Annotated in this window: 19 protein-coding genes; 8 read left to right on the top strand and 11 right to left on the bottom strand. The window is 64.8% G+C overall.

Going from position 1 to position 19,060, the window contains the following annotated elements; all coding sequences use genetic code 11:
- Positions 1-26 precede the first annotated feature (26 nt).
- Positions 27-947, bottom strand: coding sequence for an AAA family ATPase (locus EST26_RS01295; RefSeq protein ID WP_291064728.1), 921 nt, complete (start codon positions 945-947; stop codon positions 27-29).
- Positions 948-973: 26 nt separating this feature from the next.
- Here EST26_RS01295 and EST26_RS01300 point away from each other — a divergent pair, with 26 nt between their 5' ends.
- Positions 974-1,927, top strand: coding sequence for a histone deacetylase family protein (locus tag EST26_RS01300; protein ID WP_291064729.1), 954 nt, complete (start codon positions 974-976; stop codon positions 1,925-1,927).
- Positions 1,928-2,053: 126 nt separating this feature from the next.
- On the opposite strand, the gene lexA is transcribed toward EST26_RS01300, so the two are convergent.
- Together lexA and rsmD are read right to left on the bottom strand one after the other, a co-directional pair.
- Positions 2,054-2,686 (bottom strand): transcriptional repressor LexA, encoded by a 633-nt coding sequence (gene lexA / locus EST26_RS01305; protein WP_291064825.1) that lies wholly within the window; start codon positions 2,684-2,686, stop codon positions 2,054-2,056.
- A 158-nt stretch (positions 2,687-2,844) separates the two neighbouring features.
- On the bottom strand, positions 2,845-3,468 hold the full coding sequence (gene rsmD / locus EST26_RS01310; protein WP_291064731.1) for a 16S rRNA (guanine(966)-N(2))-methyltransferase RsmD: 624 nt from the start codon (positions 3,466-3,468) through the stop codon (positions 2,845-2,847).
- Between the two features lie 131 nt (positions 3,469-3,599).
- Between rsmD and EST26_RS01315 the strand changes: the two genes are divergently transcribed.
- Positions 3,600-3,836, top strand: a complete 237-nt coding sequence (locus EST26_RS01315) for a hypothetical protein (RefSeq protein ID WP_291064733.1) — start codon at positions 3,600-3,602, stop codon at positions 3,834-3,836.
- Positions 3,837-3,851: 15 nt separating this feature from the next.
- Here EST26_RS01315 and EST26_RS01320 read toward each other — a convergent pair whose 3' ends face one another.
- Positions 3,852-4,703: a DUF2189 domain-containing protein gene (locus tag EST26_RS01320; protein ID WP_291064734.1), complete on the bottom strand. Its 852-nt coding sequence runs from the start codon at positions 4,701-4,703 to the stop codon at positions 3,852-3,854.
- Between the two features lie 148 nt (positions 4,704-4,851).
- On the opposite strand from EST26_RS01320, the gene EST26_RS01325 reads away from it, so the two are divergent.
- A complete protein-coding gene (locus EST26_RS01325) occupies positions 4,852-5,604 on the top strand; it encodes a 2OG-Fe dioxygenase family protein (protein ID WP_291064736.1) in 753 nt (250 codons plus the stop codon).
- Positions 5,605-5,607: 3 nt separating this feature from the next.
- On the opposite strand, the gene bktB is transcribed toward EST26_RS01325, so the two are convergent.
- From bktB to EST26_RS01345, 4 genes are all read right to left on the bottom strand, one after another.
- The gene (bktB, locus tag EST26_RS01330; RefSeq protein WP_291064737.1) at positions 5,608-6,792 is read right to left on the bottom strand and encodes a beta-ketothiolase BktB; all 1,185 of its coding nucleotides are present in this window, start codon (positions 6,790-6,792) and stop codon (positions 5,608-5,610) included.
- 71 nt (positions 6,793-6,863) lie between these two features.
- Entirely contained in the window at positions 6,864-7,487 is a 624-nt protein-coding gene (locus EST26_RS01335; RefSeq protein ID WP_291064739.1) for an RluA family pseudouridine synthase, read from the bottom strand.
- Positions 7,484-7,972 (bottom strand): pyridoxamine 5'-phosphate oxidase family protein, encoded by a 489-nt coding sequence (locus tag EST26_RS01340; protein WP_291064740.1) that lies wholly within the window; start codon positions 7,970-7,972, stop codon positions 7,484-7,486. The genes EST26_RS01335 and EST26_RS01340 overlap by 4 nt, the downstream gene beginning before the upstream one ends.
- Positions 7,973-7,984: 12 nt before the next feature.
- Positions 7,985-8,455 (bottom strand): OmpA family protein, encoded by a 471-nt coding sequence (locus EST26_RS01345; protein ID WP_291064742.1) that lies wholly within the window; start codon positions 8,453-8,455, stop codon positions 7,985-7,987.
- Positions 8,456-8,629: 174 nt separating this feature from the next.
- Between EST26_RS01345 and gshA the strand changes: the two genes are divergently transcribed.
- A complete protein-coding gene (gene gshA / locus EST26_RS01350) occupies positions 8,630-10,204 on the top strand; it encodes a glutamate--cysteine ligase (RefSeq protein WP_291064743.1) in 1,575 nt (524 codons plus the stop codon).
- Between the two features lie 138 nt (positions 10,205-10,342).
- On the opposite strand, the gene EST26_RS01355 is transcribed toward gshA, so the two are convergent.
- Positions 10,343-10,966, bottom strand: a complete 624-nt coding sequence (locus EST26_RS01355) for a class I SAM-dependent methyltransferase (RefSeq protein ID WP_291064744.1) — start codon at positions 10,964-10,966, stop codon at positions 10,343-10,345.
- 186 nt (positions 10,967-11,152) lie between these two features.
- On the opposite strand from EST26_RS01355, the gene ylqF reads away from it, so the two are divergent.
- The gene (ylqF, locus tag EST26_RS01360; protein ID WP_291064745.1) at positions 11,153-12,079 is read left to right on the top strand and encodes a ribosome biogenesis GTPase YlqF; all 927 of its coding nucleotides are present in this window, start codon (positions 11,153-11,155) and stop codon (positions 12,077-12,079) included.
- Between the two features lie 105 nt (positions 12,080-12,184).
- Here the strand turns inward: ylqF and EST26_RS01365 are convergent, their stop codons facing one another.
- Positions 12,185-12,355 carry a hypothetical protein gene (locus EST26_RS01365; RefSeq protein WP_291064746.1) on the bottom strand — a complete coding sequence of 57 codons (171 nt, stop codon included), beginning with the start codon at positions 12,353-12,355 and terminating at the stop codon, positions 12,185-12,187.
- Positions 12,356-12,458: 103 nt separating this feature from the next.
- Here EST26_RS01365 and EST26_RS01370 point away from each other — a divergent pair, with 103 nt between their 5' ends.
- Positions 12,459-14,780 carry a UvrD-helicase domain-containing protein gene (locus tag EST26_RS01370; RefSeq protein WP_291064747.1) on the top strand — a complete coding sequence of 774 codons (2,322 nt, stop codon included), beginning with the start codon at positions 12,459-12,461 and terminating at the stop codon, positions 14,778-14,780.
- A 56-nt stretch (positions 14,781-14,836) separates the two neighbouring features.
- On the opposite strand, the gene EST26_RS01375 is transcribed toward EST26_RS01370, so the two are convergent.
- Positions 14,837-15,136 carry a hypothetical protein gene (locus EST26_RS01375; protein ID WP_291064748.1) on the bottom strand — a complete coding sequence of 100 codons (300 nt, stop codon included), beginning with the start codon at positions 15,134-15,136 and terminating at the stop codon, positions 14,837-14,839.
- Positions 15,137-15,404: 268 nt separating this feature from the next.
- Here EST26_RS01375 and EST26_RS01380 point away from each other — a divergent pair, with 268 nt between their 5' ends.
- Complete coding sequence (locus EST26_RS01380) at positions 15,405-17,345, top strand: phosphate transport regulator (RefSeq protein ID WP_291064750.1); 1,941 nt, start codon at positions 15,405-15,407, stop codon at positions 17,343-17,345.
- 23 nt (positions 17,346-17,368) lie between these two features.
- Positions 17,369-19,009, top strand: coding sequence for a PEP/pyruvate-binding domain-containing protein (locus EST26_RS01385; protein WP_291064752.1), 1,641 nt, complete (start codon positions 17,369-17,371; stop codon positions 19,007-19,009).
- Positions 19,010-19,060 lie beyond the last annotated feature (51 nt).

Raw genomic sequence — 19,060 nt, forward strand, 5'->3', positions numbered from 1 at the left:
GGCCCAGTGCAGCAGGGTTTTCGGATTCACGGCAGCGGCACGGCGTCAAGCATGGCGCGCACCTGCTCGAGCGCGCCGCGCCCGGCATCGCTGCGTGCAGTCAAGCGGTGCGCCGCGGTCTGCGGCAAGATGGCGGCGATGTCGTCCGGCGCCACGTAGTCGCGCCCGCACAGAAAAGCCTGCGCCTTGGCTGCGCGCAACACCGCCAGCGCGGCACGCGGCGACAAGCCCTGCACAAACCAACGGCCCGAGCGCGTTGCCGCCACCAGGTCTTGCAAATATTCCAGCACCGCTTCGGCGCTGTGGATCTGGCTCACGCTGCGCTGCAACTGCGCCAGCTCAGGCGCCGAGAGCACCGCGGGCAACTGCTCGATCAGCTCGCGTCGTTCGGCACCGCGCAGCAGTTCGCGTTCGGCCACGCGGTCCGGGTAGCCCAGCGAGAGCCGCATGTGAAAGCGATCGAGCTGCGATTCAGGCAGCGCGTAGGTGCCCAACTGGTCGTGCGGGTTTTGCGTCGCAATGACGAAAAACGGGTTCGGCAGCGCGCGCGTCGATCCTTCGACTGTGACCTGTTTTTCCTCCATTGCCTCCAGCAGCGCGCTTTGCGTCTTGGGGCTGGCGCGGTTGATTTCGTCGGCCAGCAGCACCTGGGCAAACACCGGCCCCGGGTGAAAGACGAAGGCTTCGCGGCCGCGCTCGTAGATCGACACGCCCACCAGGTCGCTGGGCATGAGGTCGGCGGTGAACTGCACGCGCGAAAATTGCAGGCCAAACGAGCGCGCCAGCGCATGCGCCAGCGTGGTTTTTCCCACGCCTGGCACGTCCTCAATCAGCAAGTGACCGCCGGCCAGCAGGCAACCGACACAGTCGCTGATTTGGGACGACTTGCCCACGATCACCGTGTTAAGCTGCTCGGAGAGTTGGTGTATTTTCAGGTGGGCATTCATCCCGCTAACCATAGCTTAAAAATACCATGAGACAAGCCACCGGATACTTCACGCACAAAAATTGTCGGCGCCACGAAATGGGCCCGGGGCATCCGGAATGCCCGCAGCGGCTTGATGCGATCGAAGACCGGCTGCTCATCAGCGGGCTGGACGTGGCGCTGGAGCGGCGCGAGGCCACCCCGGCTTCGATGGCCGACCTCGAACTCGCGCACGGCCGCATGCACCTGGCGGCGCTGCGCGGTCTGACCGAATGTCTGCGCGACGAGATCGCCGCCGGTGGCCCCAGCCATGCGCAACTCGACCCCGACACCTGCATCAACGTGCATTCGTGGGACGCGATCTTGTACGCTGCCGGCGCGGCCATCGACGCCACCGACGCCGTCATGGCCGGTGAGCTGACGAATGCGTTTTGCGCTGTGCGCCCGCCCGGTCACCACGCCACGCGCAACCAGGCGATGGGTTTTTGTTTCGTCAACAACGTCGCGGTGGCGGCCAAGTACGCGCTCGAGCGCCACGGTCTCAAGCGTGTGGCGCTGATTGATTTTGACGTGCACCACGGCAACGGCAGCGAAGACATTGTGGCTGGGGACGAGCGCATTCTCATGTGCAGCTACTACCAGCACCCGTATTACCCCGAGTGGAGCCACGCCAGCGCCCCCAATCTGGTGAACCTGCCGGTACCCGCCTACAGCCGAGGAGCAGAAATTCGGACGCTGATCGAGACCGCCTGGCTGCCCCGGCTGGAAGCACACCGGCCCGAGATGATCTTCATCAGCGCCGGCTTTGACGCGCACCGCGAAGACGACATGGGACAGCTTGGCCTGGTCGAGCAAGATTTCGCCTGGATCACCCAGCGCTTGAAGGAGGTGGCGCAACGCCACGCCCAGGGCCGCATCGTCAGTTGCCTGGAAGGCGGCTACGACCTGAGCGCGCTGGCGCGCAGTGTGGAGGCGCACTTGCGCGTGCTGGCCGACGTTTGAGCGTGCGTCGCTTCGGGGTTTGTGGCCTGGTGCGCGGGTTTGCAGCGGCTGTAGCTCAGCCCGGCGCCGGCGCGCTGCTGAATAGGTTGGGTAGCGGGAAAATCCAGCGCTGTCTTGCCGGATCGGTCATAGGCTGCCAGACAGGCTGCTGCGGATCAACCCGACCACCAGCCCTTCGATGGCAAAGCTATCGCCCTCTTGCACCACCATGCTGGGGTAATCGGGGTTTTCGGCCTGCAGTTCGATCTGTTGCAGCCGGCGCACGAAGCGCTTGACCGTGACTTCATCGAACAGGCGTGCGACGATGATCTGGCCGCTGTGGGCCTCATTGCAGCGCTGTACCGCGAGCAGGTCGCCAGCCAGAATGCCTGCGTCGCGCATCGATTGGCCTCGCACCCGGAGCAGGTAGTCGGGTGGTCGCTGAAACAAGCTGGAATCGACCCGGTAGGTGTGCTCCACATGTTCCTGCGCCAACAGCGGCGCACCGGCCGCTACGCGGCCGACCAGCGGCAGGCTGAGCAGTGTGCCGCGCGCGGCGTTGACGCACTGCAACTCTTCGCGGCGCAGCCGTATGCCGCGCGACGCCCCGCTCAGGAGTTCGATGGCGCCCTTGCGCGCGAGCGCGCGCAAATGATCTTCGGCCGCATTGGCCGATTTATAGCCCAGCGTGGCGGCAATTTCAGCCCGCGTTGGGGGCGCGCCGTTGCGTGCAATGCAATCCTGGATTAAGGCCAAAATCTGGGCTTGCCGCTGGGTCAGCGCCTGGCCTGCCTGGTGTGCAGCGTGGTCGATGGCAGCCTCTTGCAAAAATGCCGAACGCCCAAACGCTGTGCCGACGTTTCAGGTTCCGGTGGGTAGAAAAAATCTGTTGATCCGATTATCCAGCAGCCGTCATTCCAAGCAAGGACGAACGAAATTCAGAAACGGTCTGAACGCAACAAATGAAAGGCGACCTGGCCGGCCTGGCCCTGGCGCTGCACCTGCAGGCCCAGCGCGGCCAGTTCGTCAGTGCGCCAGATGCGCGGTGCCTCCAGATAGATCAGACCGTTTTCAGTCAGGCACGCGCGCGCCGCCGCCAGCGCGGCCAGCAGCAGGGTTGCGGGCTCATCGGTGCAAAAAGGCGGGTCTAGAAACACCAGGTCAAGTCCTTGCCCGCTGCGCTGACGCAAGACCGCCAGCGCATCACCGCGCAGCACCCGCACCGTGTCGGCCCTGAGTCGCAGCTTGATCTGCTGCAAATGGGCCAGCGCTGCCACATCCTGCTCGACCAACAACACCTCGGAGGCGCCACGCGAGGCGGCTTCAAAGCCGAGCGCACCACTGCCGGCAAAGGCGTCCAGGCAGCGCCAGCCGTTCAGGTCTTGCCCGAGCCAGTTGAACAGCGTCTCGCGCACCCGCGAAGGCGTCGGACGCAGACCCGCACGGTCAGCCAGCGCCAGCTTGCTGCGCTTCCACTGGCCGCCGATGATGCGCACCTCGTTGCGAGGCGCAGAGCGGGGTTTGACCGGTGCGGCAACAGACTTTTTGGAAGAAATAGACATGGTTTCAAGTGTCGCACGGATGCCCATAGGGACGCGAGAGCGGCGCAAATCAGGATGAAAAGCCTGCCGCAGCAGCCAAGACGGCTGCGCCCGCCCAGCCGATTGGGCCTGTCTTGCCGCACAATTCACCCATGACACTTCAATGGCGCAAGCTCCAGCGGCTGTGGCGGCCGCGCAGCGGTCTGTTCTGGCTGTTTCTGGTCTTCAATGCCCTGTCGGCCTTTCTGGCTTGGTACGTTCACCTGAATCAGCCGCCCGAGCCGCTGCGCGTTGTGCTGGTGCTGCTGGCATTGATCAACACCGGCATGGGCTGGCTGATGCTGTTGTTTTTGTGGCGCGAGGGTGCTCAGGCAGACGCGGACAGATGAGGCGTGGGTTTGCCCTCAGGCCGCTCGATGCGCAACGATATGCTGGTAGGCGTGCCAGCTCGCGTGGCCTATTACCGGGCCGACGACCAGCAGGCCTAGCAGGGCCGGCAGCATGGCCAGACCGATCAGCAGCGTGATGAGCGCGCCCCAGAGCAGCATCACGCCGGGATTTTCCAAGCAGGCGCGGATGCTGGTCAGTCCGGCTGAGATCGCATCGACCTGGCGATCCAGAATCATCGGGATCGAAATCACGCTGGTGACAAAAATCAGGCCGGCGAAAATGCCGCCGACAGCGGTATAGGTGATGAGGAAGCTGATGTTTTCCAGCTTGAACAATTGCTGCAACAACCCGTCGGTGCTTGGCATGGTGTTGAAGGAGATGGCAAACACCACCAACGAAGCGCGCCCCCAGAGCAGCTCCAGAATCAGCAGCAGGCCGGCAAAAATGCCCATTGTTCCCAGGGTGGGCCTCCAGGCCAGCAGCGAAGCGCGCAGCGAAGGCGTAGCCCCAGGGGTTTGCAGCGCTCGACTGGTGTGGTACAGACCGAGACACAGAAAGGGGCCCATCAGCAAAAAACCCGCCGCGAGCGCCATCACATAAGCTGGGGACGAACGAAACACCGCCAGCAGCGCGTAGCCCATAAGTACAAAGCACAGGCCGTAAAACAGCCCGATACGGGGGCAGCGCCTAAAGTCGTTCCAGCCCAGCCGAATCCAGCGCAACGGGTCAAGCCAGCCCAGGCGGGCCAGCGGCAGCGAGAGCACCGATTCAACCGCATCGGGCGCGCTGCTGGCGTGAAAACTGCCGACAGCCCCGGGTGCCTGTTCTTGCTCGGGTGCAGACTTGGATGCGCCGACATCGCTCATGGAATCCCTTTTCCCGCAGCCAATGTAGGCCGGGCTGATTGACTGTGCCACAGGCAGTGCGCCATAACCATCCTGGCTGTGTGACATTGTTCAGCCCCAGGCGGATTTTGAATGTGCCGCAAGCGCGCGCCAGCTAAACTGCCGCTCCATGACCCCTTTATTTCAGCCGCCTTATGTGCTTGTAGACGAAGCCGTCGAAGCTTTGCGGCGCCAGGGCTTTGCCCTCATCAGCGCCGCCGACGTGCGCCAATGGTTGCCTGCCCGTGCCGACGAGCTTGATGTGCTGCACCGCGGCTGGAGCGATTTGCCGTCCGACGCTTATCTGCGCGACGGCGGGCGTTACCGGCGGCGGCGTTACGGCTGCTTTGTGCAGCGCGGCACCGAACTGCAGCAAATGCCACACCGCGCGCACTGGCAGCCGCTGGAATACAACGCCTTGCACGGCGGCATGCGGCGCTGGTTTGAGCCTTTGTTGCCGCAGACGCTGGCGCAGGCGCTGTGGCCGCGCCTGCTGCTGCGGGTGGGCGAACTGGTGTCGGCCTTGCACGGCGAGCAGCCCTGGTACATCGAGGCGCACACTTTTCGCATCGACACCACCGACGGCATTGGCCGGCCCACGCCCGAAGGCGCGCACCGCGACGGCGTCGATCTGGTGGCGGTGTTCATGCTGGAGCGATCGAACATCAAGGGCGGCGAGAGCCGGGTGTTCGAGGCCGATGGCCCGAGCGGCCAGCGTTTCACGCTCAGCCAGCCCTGGTCGCTGCTGCTGCTCGACGACGCGCGCGTGATACACGAGAGCACGCCGATTCAGCCGCTGCAGGCCGGTGGCTTTGGCTGGCGCGACACCCTGGTGCTGACCTACCGGCGCGGCGGCTTCCAGGGTGACGAAGATGCCGTTTGAACCTCAGACGCGCTCAAAAATGGCCGCAATGCCCTGGCCGCCTCCAATGCACATGGTCACCAGCGCGTAGCGTGCGCCGATGCGCTGGAGTTCGTGCAGCGCCTTGACCGTGATCAAGGCGCCGGTGGCACCAATCGGGTGGCCAAGCGAAATGCCCGAGCCGTTCGGATTGACCTTGGCGGGATCGAGGCCGAGGTCGCGCGTGACGGCACAGGCCTGCGCGGCGAAGGCCTCGTTGGCCTCTATCACGTCCATGTCGGCCACGCTCAGGCCGGCTTTTTGCAGCGCCAGTCGGGTCGCCGGCACCGGGCCTATGCCCATGTACTTGGGGTCTACGCCCGCGTGCGCGTAAGCCACCAGGCGCGCCATGGGTGCCAGACCGCGCGCGCGCGCGACTTGCGCATCCATCAGCAGCACGGCAGCCGCGGCGTCGTTGATGCCCGAGGCGTTGCCCGCCGTCACGCTGCCGTTTTCCTTCACAAAAACGGGTTTGAGCCGGGCCAGGTCTTCCAGGCTGCAATTGGGACGGAAGTGCTCGTCGGTGAGGTAGGCCACTTCGCCTTTTTTGCTTTTCAGCAGCACGGGGACGATTTGGTCTTTGAAACGGCCTTCCTGTGTGGCGCGTTCGGCGCGGTTGTGGCTTTGCACCGCCAGCGCGTCTTGCTCGGCGCGGCTGATGCCCCATCGGGTGGCGATGTTTTCTGCCGTCACGCCCATGTGGACGGCGTGAAACGGGTCGTGCAGCGCGCCTGTCATCATGTCAACCATTTTGCTGTCGCCCATACGCGCACCCCAGCGCATGTTCAGGCTGGCATAAGGCGCGCGGCTCATGTTTTCGGCCCCGGCGCCAATGGCAATGTCGGCATCACCGAGCAAAATGCTTTGCGCGGCCGACACCACCGCCTGCAGGCCCGATCCGCACAGGCGGTTGACGTTGTAAGCCGGCGTGTCTTCGCCGCAACCGCCCTGCAGCGCTGCCACGCGCGAGAGGTACATGTCTTTCGGTTCGGTGTTGACCACATGGCCAAACACCACGTGCCCGACGTCCTTGCCGTCGACCCCGGCGCGCGCCAGCGATTCGCGCACCACCAGGGTGCCCAGTTCGGTGGGGGCAATGTCTTTCAGGCTGCCGCCATAGGTTCCAATGGCGGTGCGAACGGCACTGACGACGACGACTTCTCGGCTCATGAACGGCTCCTTGGGAGTGGTTTGTCTAAACGAACGGGCATGACTTTGAAAGCCACCCCGGAAAATGAAAGTCATGCCCGTTCTCCCTCACCCCCAACCCCTCTCCCCCCCCCCCCGCCGCCGTACAGGGTGTCGCCCCAGATGGGGTGGCCTATGGCCTGCAGGTGTACGCGCAACTGGTGCGAGCGGCCGCTGATGGGTTCGAGTTCAAGCCGGGTCGTCAAGGGCTGGTCTGCCGGGTCGTCCGGCTGCGCCGCCAGCCGCCAGCGTGTCAGGCTCGGTTTGCCGTGCAGATGGCAGACCTTGCTGCGGGGCCGGTCGAGCCAGTCGGCCAGCAGCGGCAGCTCGACGCTGTTCCAGCCGTTGTCGGGGCTGGGGTTGTGCAGCGCGCCGGCCACCACGGCGCAGTAGCGTTTGCCGATGCGGCGTTGCTCGAAGGCGCTGCCGAGTTGGCGCTGCGCCGCGCTGCCGCGCGCCATCAGCAGCAGGCCCGAGGTAGCCATGTCGAGCCGGTGCACCACCAGGGCATCGGGCCAGACGGCTTGCGCGCGCGCGCTCAGACAGTCCTGCCGCTGCGGGCCGCGTCCGGGAACCGACAGCAGGCCGGCTGGTTTGTCCAGCACCAGCAGATCGGCGTCGGCGTACAGCACCGACAGCGCCTGGTCGGGCTCGGTCGTGAGGGCGGGCGCGCTCACGGTGCGAGCCCGAGTGCGGTCTGCACTTCGGCGCCATCGAGGCTGCGCGCAGCGCCAAAACCGGCCACCTGGCGCGCTTGTTGCACCTGCAGACGAACGAAGCGAAAGTCGCCCAATTGCGTCATCGGCTCGGCCTCGGGAAAGCGTTGCAGGTACAAGGCCCGGCAGGCCAGCGCGTCCGAACTGCCGGGCGCCAGCAGCGTGGCGCTGGCTTGCAGCGTCACGCGCGCCAGCGCATGCACCGGCTCGGCCGCCGCTTCGCTCTGGCACACCAGCAAGGAGACGCGCGGCTCGCGCAGCAGGTTGGCGCTGTGCGCGGCCAGTGCGCTCACATGGATGAGCAGGCAGCGCTGCTCGGTGTCGATCGCGTAGGGCACCATGGAGACGAAAGGCGCACCGTCTGCGCCCAGCGTGCCCAGGGCGGCGCAGCGCTGGTGCTGCAGCAGCTCGCGCAGCGCGCGCGTCAGGCTGTGTTCATTGGCCATGTCTCAGGTGGGTCAGCGCACCAACACATCGGCGCGTCGGTTGCGCGGCTCGACCACTTCATCTTCGGTCGCCAGCAGGGGTTCGCGTTCGCCGCGACCGATGGCCTGCACCAGCTCGGCGGCAAAGCCGCGCTCGATCAGCAGCGCACGCACGGCTTGCGCGCGCTGTAGCGACAGCCGGTCGTTGTCTGCGACCGAGCCTTGGCGATCGGTGTGGCCGGTGATGACGATCTCGCCGCCAGCGCGGGTGCGCGCGCGATCGGCCTGGCGCAGACCGTCGCCGGGGCGCGGGCTGCACCGGGCGTCGGCCGAACCGAGCCAGGCCTCACCCTCGACGTGCTTGAAGGTGCCGATCCGGGGTGTTGCGGTGGCGCCGGCCAGCGCGGTGCAAGCGGCGCTGCCGGCGGCGCCAGGCTGTGCCGCCAGCCCGGGCGTGCCGCCCAGCAGTGCAGTCAGCAAGGGCAGGGTGATCAACAGGCGCATTTTTTCTCTGTCTCGAGCAGCTTTGAATGGTAGCGGATACCGTGGCCATCGGTCGCGCAATCCCGCCTGGACGGTGGGCCGACCCGTGGCGCCTGCCCGTGCCACCGACACCGCAGCGGCACAAAGAGCCCGCTCGTGTTAACTTTCGGCCCGCCACAGCTACATCTTCAGCGCATGACCACATCAAACAAACGGCTCGCGGCCCTTGCAGACGAGCGCTTGCGCGGTATGCGGCGCGGCCTGGAAAAAGAAAGCCTGCGGGTGCGGCCCGACGCTCAACTGGCCTTGACGCCGCACCCGCAGGTGCTGGGCAGTGCGCTGGCGCATTCGCACATCACCACCGACTTCAGCGAAGCGCAGCTTGAATTCATTACCGGCGTGCACGACAGCGTGCGCGCCTGCCTGAATGAACTGACCGAAATTCACCAATTCACTCTGCACAGCTTGCAGCAGGTTCAGCAGGGCGGCGGCGCTGAAATGCTCTGGGTCGCCAGCATGCCGTGCGTCCTGCCAGCCGACGAGACGATTCCGATTGGTGTCTACGGATCGTCCAACGTCGGGCGTGCCAAGAGCGTCTACCGCATGGGTCTGGGCCACCGCTACGGCCGCCGCATGCAGACCATTTCGGGCATTCACTACAACTGGTCGCTGCCCGGGGTGAGCGACGACGGTTATTTTGCGCTGATCCGCAACTTTCGCCGCCATGCGTTTGTTTTGCTGACTTTGCTGGGCGCATCGCCCGCAGTCTGCTCCAGCTTCGTCGAAGGCCGCACGCACGAGCTGCAGGCGCTGGGGCAGGGCAGCACCTTGCACATGCCGCACGGCACGTCCTTGCGCATGGGGCGTCTGGGCTATCAGAGCGCGGCGCAGGCCACGCTGGATGTGAGTTACAACGATTTAGAGGGCTATGCGGCCTCGCTGCAAAGCGCGCTCACACAGCCCTGGCCGGCGTACGAAAGCGTGGGTATTCGCAACCCCGGCGGCGATTACAACCAGATTGCCACCTCGCTGCTGCAAATCGAAAACGAGTTTTACGGCAGCATCCGCCCCAAGCGCGTGACGGCGCCGGGCGAGCGGCCCTTGCACGCCCTGCGCGAGCGCGGCGTCGAGTACATCGAGGTGCGGCTGCTCGACCTCGATCCGTTCGAGCCGATCGGCATTTCGGCCGCCACGCTGCACCTGCTCGACGTGTTTTTGTTGCACTGTCTGCTGAGCGACAGCCCGCCTGACTCACCGGCCGAAAACCGCGAGCTGGCGCACAACCAGCAGCTCAGCGCCGCGCGCGGGCGCACACCCGGTCTGTGCCTGTGGCGCGCCGGGCAAAGCATTTCGCAGCAGCAGTGGGGCCTGGAGCTGCTGGAGCAGTTGCCACCGATCGCGCGCCGGCTCGATGAGCTGCATGGGGGCGACGCCCACGCGCAGGCTGTGGCGCAGGCCAAGGCAGCCTGGCTGGCGCCTGCTTGCCTGCCCGCAGCGCGCGTGCTCGGCGCCATGCGCGAGCAGCACGCCGATTCGTTTCTTGATTTTTCACTGGCGCAGTCAAAGCATACGCAGCGCGAGCTGCTGGCGCTGCCCTGGAGTCAGCAGCAGCAAGCGCGCTTTGAAGCCTTGGCGGCGCAGTCATGGAGCAAGCAGCGCGCCATCGAGGCGGCCGACACGCTGCCGTTTGAAACCTACCGGCAGCAATACCTTGCTAGCGAGCGCCTGGGTCGGGCGCCGGGTCAGACGCGCAGCGCGGCCAAGTCCTGACTGCTTATAAAACAGGCATGATGATTCAAGTGTTTATGAATCAATGGCTTGCGGCTGCCGTACAGAATCGATGCGGGTTTATGCACAGGTTTTTCCCCGTTTTGCAGGGACAAGTCGGCGCCATGTGGACGGGTGCGCTCAGGCCGCGAGTGCCTGCCCCCAGTAGTGGAACGTCCAGGGTTTGGGGCCGCGCAGGTAGCCGGTGTTGAGTGGCGCACAAACAAAACCGGCCGCATGCAGCAGCGCTGGCACGTCGCGGTTGAGGTGGCAGCCGCCGGCCAGTCGCCCCCACAGCGGTTGCAGCCGGTCCTGCCAGCGTGCCACGTAGGCGTCCGGGGCGCGGCCGTGTTCGCAAAACAGCAGCACGCCGCCGGGCGCGAGCACGCGACGCATCTCGCGCAGTGCGGCAAGCGGGTCGGGAATCGAACACAGCGTGTAGGTCAACACCACCGAGTCGAAGCTGGCGTCGGGCCGGGGGATGAGTTCGGCGCTCAAGCCGAGCAACTCGACCTCGATGCCAGCCGCCTTGATGCGACGGCGTGCGCGCGGCTGCATCTCCAGGCCGGGGTCGATGCCGGTGATGCGCTGCACGCGCGAACGGTCGTAATGCGGCAGATTGAGCCCGGTGCCGATACCGACTTCAAGCACGCGCCCGTGCGCCAGCGGCACCACCTGCGCGCGCATGCGCGCGATCATGGGCAGGCCGCAGGCCAAGTCTAGCGCCCAGGCAAACAGGTGACGGTGCAGGCAAGACCAGCACATCAGGTCGGCCCCTGGTGCCTGCTCGCGTGGGTGTGGTGGCCGGCGCGGCCGTGGGCGCGGGAGTCGTGCACGGGTTCCTCTGCGACGTCAAAGCGTTCATTGTGGCACGCTGCTACGGCGCTGAGGGCGCACAATCGCCTGCCTGGCAGCCTGGCGGTGCTGCTGCATAACCCAAGAGCCGATTTCATGAGCATTCAGTGGTTTCCCGGACATATGCACCTGACGCGCAAGGCGATTACCGAGCGCGTGAAAGACATCGACGTGGTGATTGAAATGCTCGATGCGCGTCTGCCCGGCTCCAGCGCCAACCCGCTGCTGGCAGAACTCACCAGCGGGCGACCCACGCTCAAGCTGCTCAACAAGCAAGACCTGGCCGATTCGGTGCGCACCAAGCTCTGGTTGGCGCACTTCAACGCAATGCCCCGAACGCAGGCCATGGCCTCGGACGCCAACGTTGCCGCTCCAGCGCGTATGCTGGTGGCCGCTTGTTCGGCTCTGGCGCCCCTGCGCGGCACGGCGGTCAAACCGATGCGGGTGCTGATTTGCGGGGTTCCGAACGTCGGCAAGTCGACGCTGATCAACACCTTGGCGGGGCGGCGTGCGGCCAAGACCGGCGACGAGGCGGGGATGACGCGCCGGGAGCAGCGCATCGTGCTGGCCGATCATTTTTATTTGTTCGACACCCCAGGCATGTTATGGCCGCGCATTGGCGTGCCCGAGAGCGGATCGAACTTGGCCGCCAGCGGTGCTGTAGGTCGCAACGCCTACGACGAGCAGGAGGTGGCGCTGGAGTTGTTGGCCCGTATCAAGCAGCCCTATGCGGCCTTGCTGCTGGCGCGCTACCGGCTGGGCCTGTTGCCCGAACAAGTGGCCGATCTGGGCGAGCAGGACTTGTTGCGGGCGATTGCCCGCCAGCGGGGTGCGCTTACCGCGGGTGCGCGGATCGACTGGCAAAAAGCAGCCGAAATTGTGCTGAGCGATTTTCGATCGCATCAAATCGGGTGCATGACCTTGGAGACACCGCAGCAGTTTGCCCATTGGACAGACGCCGCTTTGCAGGCCGACGCGCAGCGCCAGGCACGTCAGCAGCAACGGCGCAGCAAGCTGCGCTAGCGCTTGACCGTGTGCCCGCTGCGACTGAGCTGCAGGCCCGCAGCTCAGCCGCAACCGAGCCGTCCGCCGTGAGTCACAGCGGCGAGCGCTGGCCGTGCATCGGTATTACTTTTTCTTTTCTTTGCCGCGCGCCGGCACCGCCGTCACCGGCGGTGTGGGACGGTCCGAGGTGGCCGGTCCCTTGGGGGCCGAGCTGTCCTTTTTCGGTTTTTTCTTCAGTTTTTCGCTGTGCTGCGCTTTGTCGCCCATGATCTGCTCCCATTGCCACCGCACCATGCAGTCAGCCAGCCCCTATGTTAAGCGACTTGAACCCGGTGCTGCGCCGTGTGCAGCTGCCGTTTTTTCGGGCTGGGTGCGGACGCTTTCTACAATCACCGGCATGTCACTGAAAGAATTCACCGCGTCGTCCCCGCTGTTGGCGGGCCTTAACCCCGAGCAGCGTGCCGCTGTCACGCTGGCGCCCGAGCACGCGCTGATTTTGGCCGGTGCTGGCTCGGGCAAGACGCGTGTGCTGACCACCCGTATTGCCTGGCTGCTGCAAACCGGCCAAGTTTCGCCTGCTGGCGTACTGGCTGTGACTTTTACCAACAAGGCTGCCAGAGAAATGATGACGCGGCTGACGAGCATGTTGCCGCTCAACGTGCGCGGCATGTGGATCGGCACTTTTCATGGTCTGTGCCACCGCATGCTGCGCGCGCACCATCTGTTGGCCCGCTTGCCGGCCACGTTTCAGATTCTGGATGCGCAAGATCAATTGGCGGCCATCAAGCGCTTGTGCCGACAGTTCAATGTCGACGAACTGCGTTACCCGCCCAAGGCTTTGCAATCGTTCATCAGCGGCTGCAAGGAAGACAGCATGCGCCCATGCGACGTGCCTGCGCGCGACCCAGACACGCGCAAATGGGTCGAACTGTACGAGCTGTACGAGGCGCAATGCCAGCGCGAAGGGGTGGTCGATTTTGGCGAGCTGATGCTGCGCAGCTTCGAGCTGCTGCGCGACAACGACCCGGTGCGCGCGCACTATCAGCAGCGCTTTCGCCACCTACTGATCGACGAGTTCCAGGACACCAACCGGCTGCAATACGCCTGGATCAAAGCTTTGTGTGCCCCGCCGCTTGGTGTGGCTGTGCCGTTGGCTGCTCAAGCGGTGTTCGCGGTCGGCGACGACGACCAGAGCATTTACGCCTTTCGTGGCGCGCGGGTGGGCAATATGGCCGATTTTGTGCGCGAATACCAGGTGCGCCAGCAGATCAAGCTGGAGCAGAACTACCGCAGTTGCAGCAACATACTGGATTCGGCCAACCAACTCATCAGCCACAACAGCCAGCGCCTGGGCAAGAATCTGCGCACCGACGCTGGCGCAGGCGAACCAGTACGGGTGTTCGAGGCCACGAGTGACTTTGCCGAGGCGCAGTGGATGGTCGACGAAATCAGACAACTGGTGTCCGAAGGCGTTGCGCGCAGCCAGATCGCCGTGCTCTACCGCAGCAACGCACAAAGCCGGGTGCTCGAGGGCGCCCTGTTTAGCGCCGGACTGCCGTACCGCGTCTACGGTGGTCTGCGTTTCTTCGAGCGCGCCGAAATCAAGCACGCGCTGGCTTATTTGCGCCTGCTGGAAAATCCCCACGACGACAACAGTTTCTTGCGCGTGGTGAATTTTCCGCCGCGCGGCGTGGGCGCGCGCAGCCTGGAGCAGTTGCAAGACGCGGCGCGCGCGCGCACCTGCTCCTTGCACGACGCAGTAGGCGCTGTGAGCGGGCGCGCCGGGGCGGCACTGGGTGCTTTCAAAGCCCAACTGGACGTGTTGCGCGAGCAGACGCCTGGGCTGACGCTGCGCCAAATCATCGAACTGATGTTGCAACACAGCGCTTTATTGGCGCACTACCGCGCCGAGCGCGAAGCTCAGGATCGGGTGGAAAACCTGGAAGAACTGGTCAATGCGGCCGAGAGTTTCGTCACCCAGGAAGGCTTTGGGCGCGATGCACTGGCACTGCCGCAGGGCGCACAGGGGTCAGCACCCGAGCTGGACGCTGGCAGCGGCGAGACCATGAGCCCGCTGGCGGCCTTTTTGAGCCACGCCGCGCTCGAAGCGGGAGATAACCAGGCGCAGGCCGGTCAAGACGCGGTGCAATTGATGACGGTGCACGCCTCCAAGGGATTGGAATTCGACTGCGTTTTCATCACCGGCATGGAAGAGGGCTTGTTTCCGCACCAAAATGCCATGAACGAGCGCAGCGGCCTGGAGGAAGAGCGCCGCCTGCTGTACGTGGCGATCACACGAGCGCGCGCACGTCTGTACCTGAGCCACTCGCAAACGCGTATGCTGCACGGGCAGACGCGCTCCCACCCGATCAGCCGCTTTTATGACGAGCTGCCGCCGGCCTGCTTGAAATGGCTGACGCCGAGGTTGCCACAGAGGGGCGGTGCCGCTACCGACGCTGCCGCTTGGACGAAGCCGGCTTGGTCGGACGGATGGAAAGAACGCAGCAGTGCTTTGGGCTTGGGGAAAAACGACCCCGAACCGTCACGCGGCACCTCACTCAAGGTGGGTCAGAAGGTGTTTCACAACAAGTTCGGCGAAGGCAAGGTGTTGGCGCTGGAGGGTGCGGCGGCTGATGTGCGTGCCCAGATCGGTTTTACGCGCCACGGCGTGAAGTGGCTGGCCTTGAGCGTGGCCAAACTCACGCCGCTGGACGACTGATCCGATGCGGTCCGATCCGCGCCAGCCCTTGTCGGCAGCACGCGGTCGAGCCGAGTTCAGGCGATTTTTTTTGCCCCTGCTTCAGTGAAAGGGCTGGTCTCGCTTTGCGCCTGCAGATCGGCGTGTTGCATCGACAAGTCGAGCAAGCGCCCCTTGCTGGCATAGTAGCGATCGAGCCGCCACTCGTTCAACAAATCCAGCGCCAGGCCAAAGTCGTCGAAGTCGAGCTGGTACAGGTCGGCGAGTTGGAACGGCGTCTGCGACTCCAGCGCCAGCACCAGCCGGGAGAAAATTTCCGCCGCCGGATTATTGGGCTGGTTTTCGATCCGTTTTCTGACTAACTTCAGGGCTCGCATGCTCATTTCTCCTGTATTTCCAAAAACCTGCGAGACCAAACCCGCTGGTGATCAACCGGCTTCGGCTCGGTCACGGGCAAGCATAGCGCGCCAGGCCGTGTGTTTCATGTCAAAAAAATGACAGAAACCAGGCTGGCGCATTTTCTTGTTCGGGGTCAAACTCGGGGTCAAACAGCCACTCGACGCAGCTGCGCGACGGGCGTTTTCACCAATTCGCCATACTAGAACCGGATGATGCGAGGTTGTTGACAACACCAAGGATGGATGCATGGAGAAACAAAAAGCGGTGGCCTCGCTCGGACAGCCTTCGCTGCTGCTGCCGGCCTGGATCAAAGTGGCCTTGCAGGCGAATGACCGTCTGAAGCTGTATCTCTCGGTGATGCAGTCGGCGGCGCTGCGCGCTGCCGATCCGGCCAGCAGTTCGCCCGACTGGGCGCGCGAGATGGCGCAACTGGGTTTGCGCGACGCGGTCTGGCTCAAAGAGGTGGCCAAGACGACCTACTTGCAGGATCAGGTCTTGATCGTGTCTGAGCTCGCGCAATGGCTGGCGGCATTGGCGGCCGATCTGAGCCTGATGGCGCGGCCGCTGTGCGACGTGGCCGAGCACCGCGATGCCGCCCTGGCGGCACGGCGCGACCGATGGTTGCAGGAAATCGAGACTTTGAGCGACGAGGAGGGCCTGAGCCTGGCCGCGCTCAACAGCTTGACGCACGGCAACCGGCGTGTCGGCGACAGCCTGCACCTGCTGGTGATGGACTTGCACAAGCAGCTCAATGCGATGGCGGTGGCGGTGGCGACCGAAAACATAGACGGCGCGCACGTCTGGCAGGTCGACGAGGCCGACCGGCCCTTGATCCGGGCTTTCATGCGCGGCTTGGCGCGCACCGCCGCGCTCAAGTTCAACCACCCTGGCCTGGACACCGCCGTCACCCGTGACGGCGCGCGTCTGTTGATTCAGAACGACATCGGCACCAATGACGCGCATGTGCTGGTGATCCAGGTCGAAGGCCAGACGATTCACTTGTGCTATTCCGACCTGCATCCGACACGCTTTGATTTTTTCCGTCAGATGCTGCAGCAGCGCGGCTTTGTCTGGACCGTGTTCGAGCCCAGGGTCAGTGGCGAGCTCAATCAAGGCAAGCCCTACCACGTGGGCAACGCGGTGTTCAAGGCCGACGATCTGGTCGAGCTGCAAAACGCACTGGAAGCCGTGGCTTCGCGCATCGTGTTCGTGATCGACTGGAACCGCGCCCGCAAGCGCTTGCAGTTCTTCGTGCGCAAACCGGTGGCGCTGGCGGTGCTGCGCTTTGCCGCCGAACACGACCTGGGCCACATGGCCTGGTTGCTCGCCGGCGGCGAACAACTGGTGTTCGAGGCCATGCAGACGATAGACAGCGAGGCGTTTCGCATCGGTGACCGGCTCGACCTGGTGCTGGGCGAGGCGGTCGCACAGGCTTTTTTGCAGGATTTGCTGCGCATGGCCAGCGTCAAGCTGCGCCAGCAGCAGCCGGTGGGATTGATCGCCGACGAAGCGCGGCTGCTGCTGGCGCGCGTGCTGCGCCGGCGCACCTTCGAGTTTGACTTGCTGGCCGAACACGCGGCTTACTGCCACGCGCTGGCGCTGTCTTTGAGCGATGCATTTGAGTTTGGCAGCGACAGCGCCGAAGCGGCGCAGCGCGCCAAGGCCTGGGAACGCAAGGCTGACCATTTGCTGATGGAGGCGCGCCGGCGCGCCGAGCGGCAAACCCGCTGGCTGCCGATGGTGCATTTGCTGGAAGCCTCGGACGACATCGCCGACGCGCTCGAAGAGGCCAGCTTTTTGCACCACCTGCTGCTGGCGTCTCCGCTGCCCGAACTGCCAGCGCCGGTGCTGCGGGTGCTGGCTGAACTGGCCGACACCACGCTGGCAGCGATTCAAGATCAGGTCAAAGCGATCGAGATCGCCCGCCACATGAGCGAGCAGGTCGAACCCAGCGACAGCGAAGCCTTTTTGCAGACGCTGTGGCGCATGTTGCGTGCCGAGCGCATTTGTGATGACCTGCTGCGCAGCGCGCGGGAAAAAATCGTGCTGCACCTGCACGCCCACCCGACCGCTTTTTCACTCGCCACCGAACTCGCCGCCACCATTGAAAACGCCACCGACAGCCTGCTGAGCGCCGGCTATGCGCTGCGCAAGCTGGTGTTCAGCAAGTCCGGTCTGGCTGCCTGAGCAGCCGCCTCGACGAAAATCCCATGAGCAATACCTCACACTGGCCCAAACACTTCTACCTGATCGGCAGCAATCCGGCGCCGACGCATCACAAGCCCGACCGCGAGCACATGGGGTCAAAGGCGCACAACCTGCTGCGCATGGCCGCTATCGGTCTGCCGGTGCCGCCTGCGCTGGTGATCGGCACCCATTTCACGCGCGCACCCGAAACCTGCATGCTGCCGCTGTTCAGCGTGGGCCTGCCAGCGCTGGAAGCAGCCACCGAACTGGTGTTCGGCGACCGGCGCCAACCGCTGATCGTCTCGGTGCGCTCGGGCGCACCGGTGTCGATGCCGGGCATGATGGACACGCTGCTCAACGTCGGCTTGTGTGAGGCCACGCTGCCCGGCTTGTTGCGCCAGACCGGCAACCCGCGCCTGGTCTGGGACAGCTACCGGCGCCTGATTGCCACCTACGGCAGTGTGGTCGCGGGCCTGCCAGCGGCCTTGTTCGAGGAGGAAATAGACCGCGTCACGCAAGGGCGCGACGAGCGCTGGCTCGACTTCAGCGAACTGCGCGAATTGAGCCAGCGTTTTTTGGCGCTTTACCAGCAGCACGCCGGCGAACCGTTTCCGCAGGATGTGCGGGCTCAACTCGGCGCTGCGGTGCAGGCGGTGTTTGCCTCCTGGCAGCAAGCCAAGGCCAAAACCTACCGGGAAATTCACCGCATCGACCCCGCCATGGGAACGGCGGTGACGATTCAGCGCATGGTGTTTGGCAACTCGGGCTGCCACTCGGGCGCGGGCGTGGGTTTCACGCGCGATCCCAACTCGGGCGAGAACCGGCTGTGGGTCGATTTTTTGCCCAACGCACAAGGCGAGGACGTGGTGTCCGGTCAGCGCAACGCGCACGGCCACGAGGCGCTGGCGCAAGCCGCACCCACCGCCTGGGCCCAGTTGCAGGCCGTAGCCACCCAGTTGGAGCAGGCCTTTGAGGACATGCAGGATTTTGAATTCACCGTGCAGGACGGCGCGCTGTTCATGCTGCAAAGCCGCTCGGGCAAGCGCACCGCGTTGGCGACGGCACGCATTGCGCTCGACCTGTTCGACGAAGGTCTGATCGACGCCGTGACCGCGCTGGAGCGCACGCAGGCGCTGCAACTGCACGAGCTGGCAACCGAGCGGCTGCTGACGCAGGACGAGTCGGGCGCCGTGGCCGCGCCGCTGGCGGGCGCGACATCGGCCGGCAACGGCGTGGCCTGGGGCGAATTGGCGTTTGACGAAGCCCGGGTGCGCGAGCGCGTAGCCGCCGGCGTGCCGGTGGTACTGCTGCGCCCGGATGCGCAGACCAGCGACATCGCCGCCTTGGAATTGTCGGTCGCCTTGTTGACCCAGCGCGGCGCGCGCACCTCACACGCGGCGGTGGTGGCGCGCCAGCTCGGCAAGGTATGCCTGGTGGCCTGCCAGACGCTGCAAATCAACGAAGCGCAGCGCAGTCTGCGCCTAGGCGACCATGCCTTGAGTGAGGGCGACATCGTCACCCTCGACGGCAACGAAGGCCTGATCTACGCAGGCAGGGTTGCCAGCATCAGCGTGGCCGACGAGCCGCTGCAGCGCCGCCTGCAGGCGCTGCGGCAGGGACAAAAACACAGCGGCAAGAAAAGGGCGGCCAAGGCGGACGCATGAAGTTGAACGCTTAGATGGAACGACCTGCGACCCGAATATCCATTGACTCAA

Source organism: Hydrogenophaga sp., assembly GCF_014773545.1.
GTDB lineage: Bacteria > Pseudomonadota > Gammaproteobacteria > Burkholderiales > Burkholderiaceae_C > Hydrogenophaga.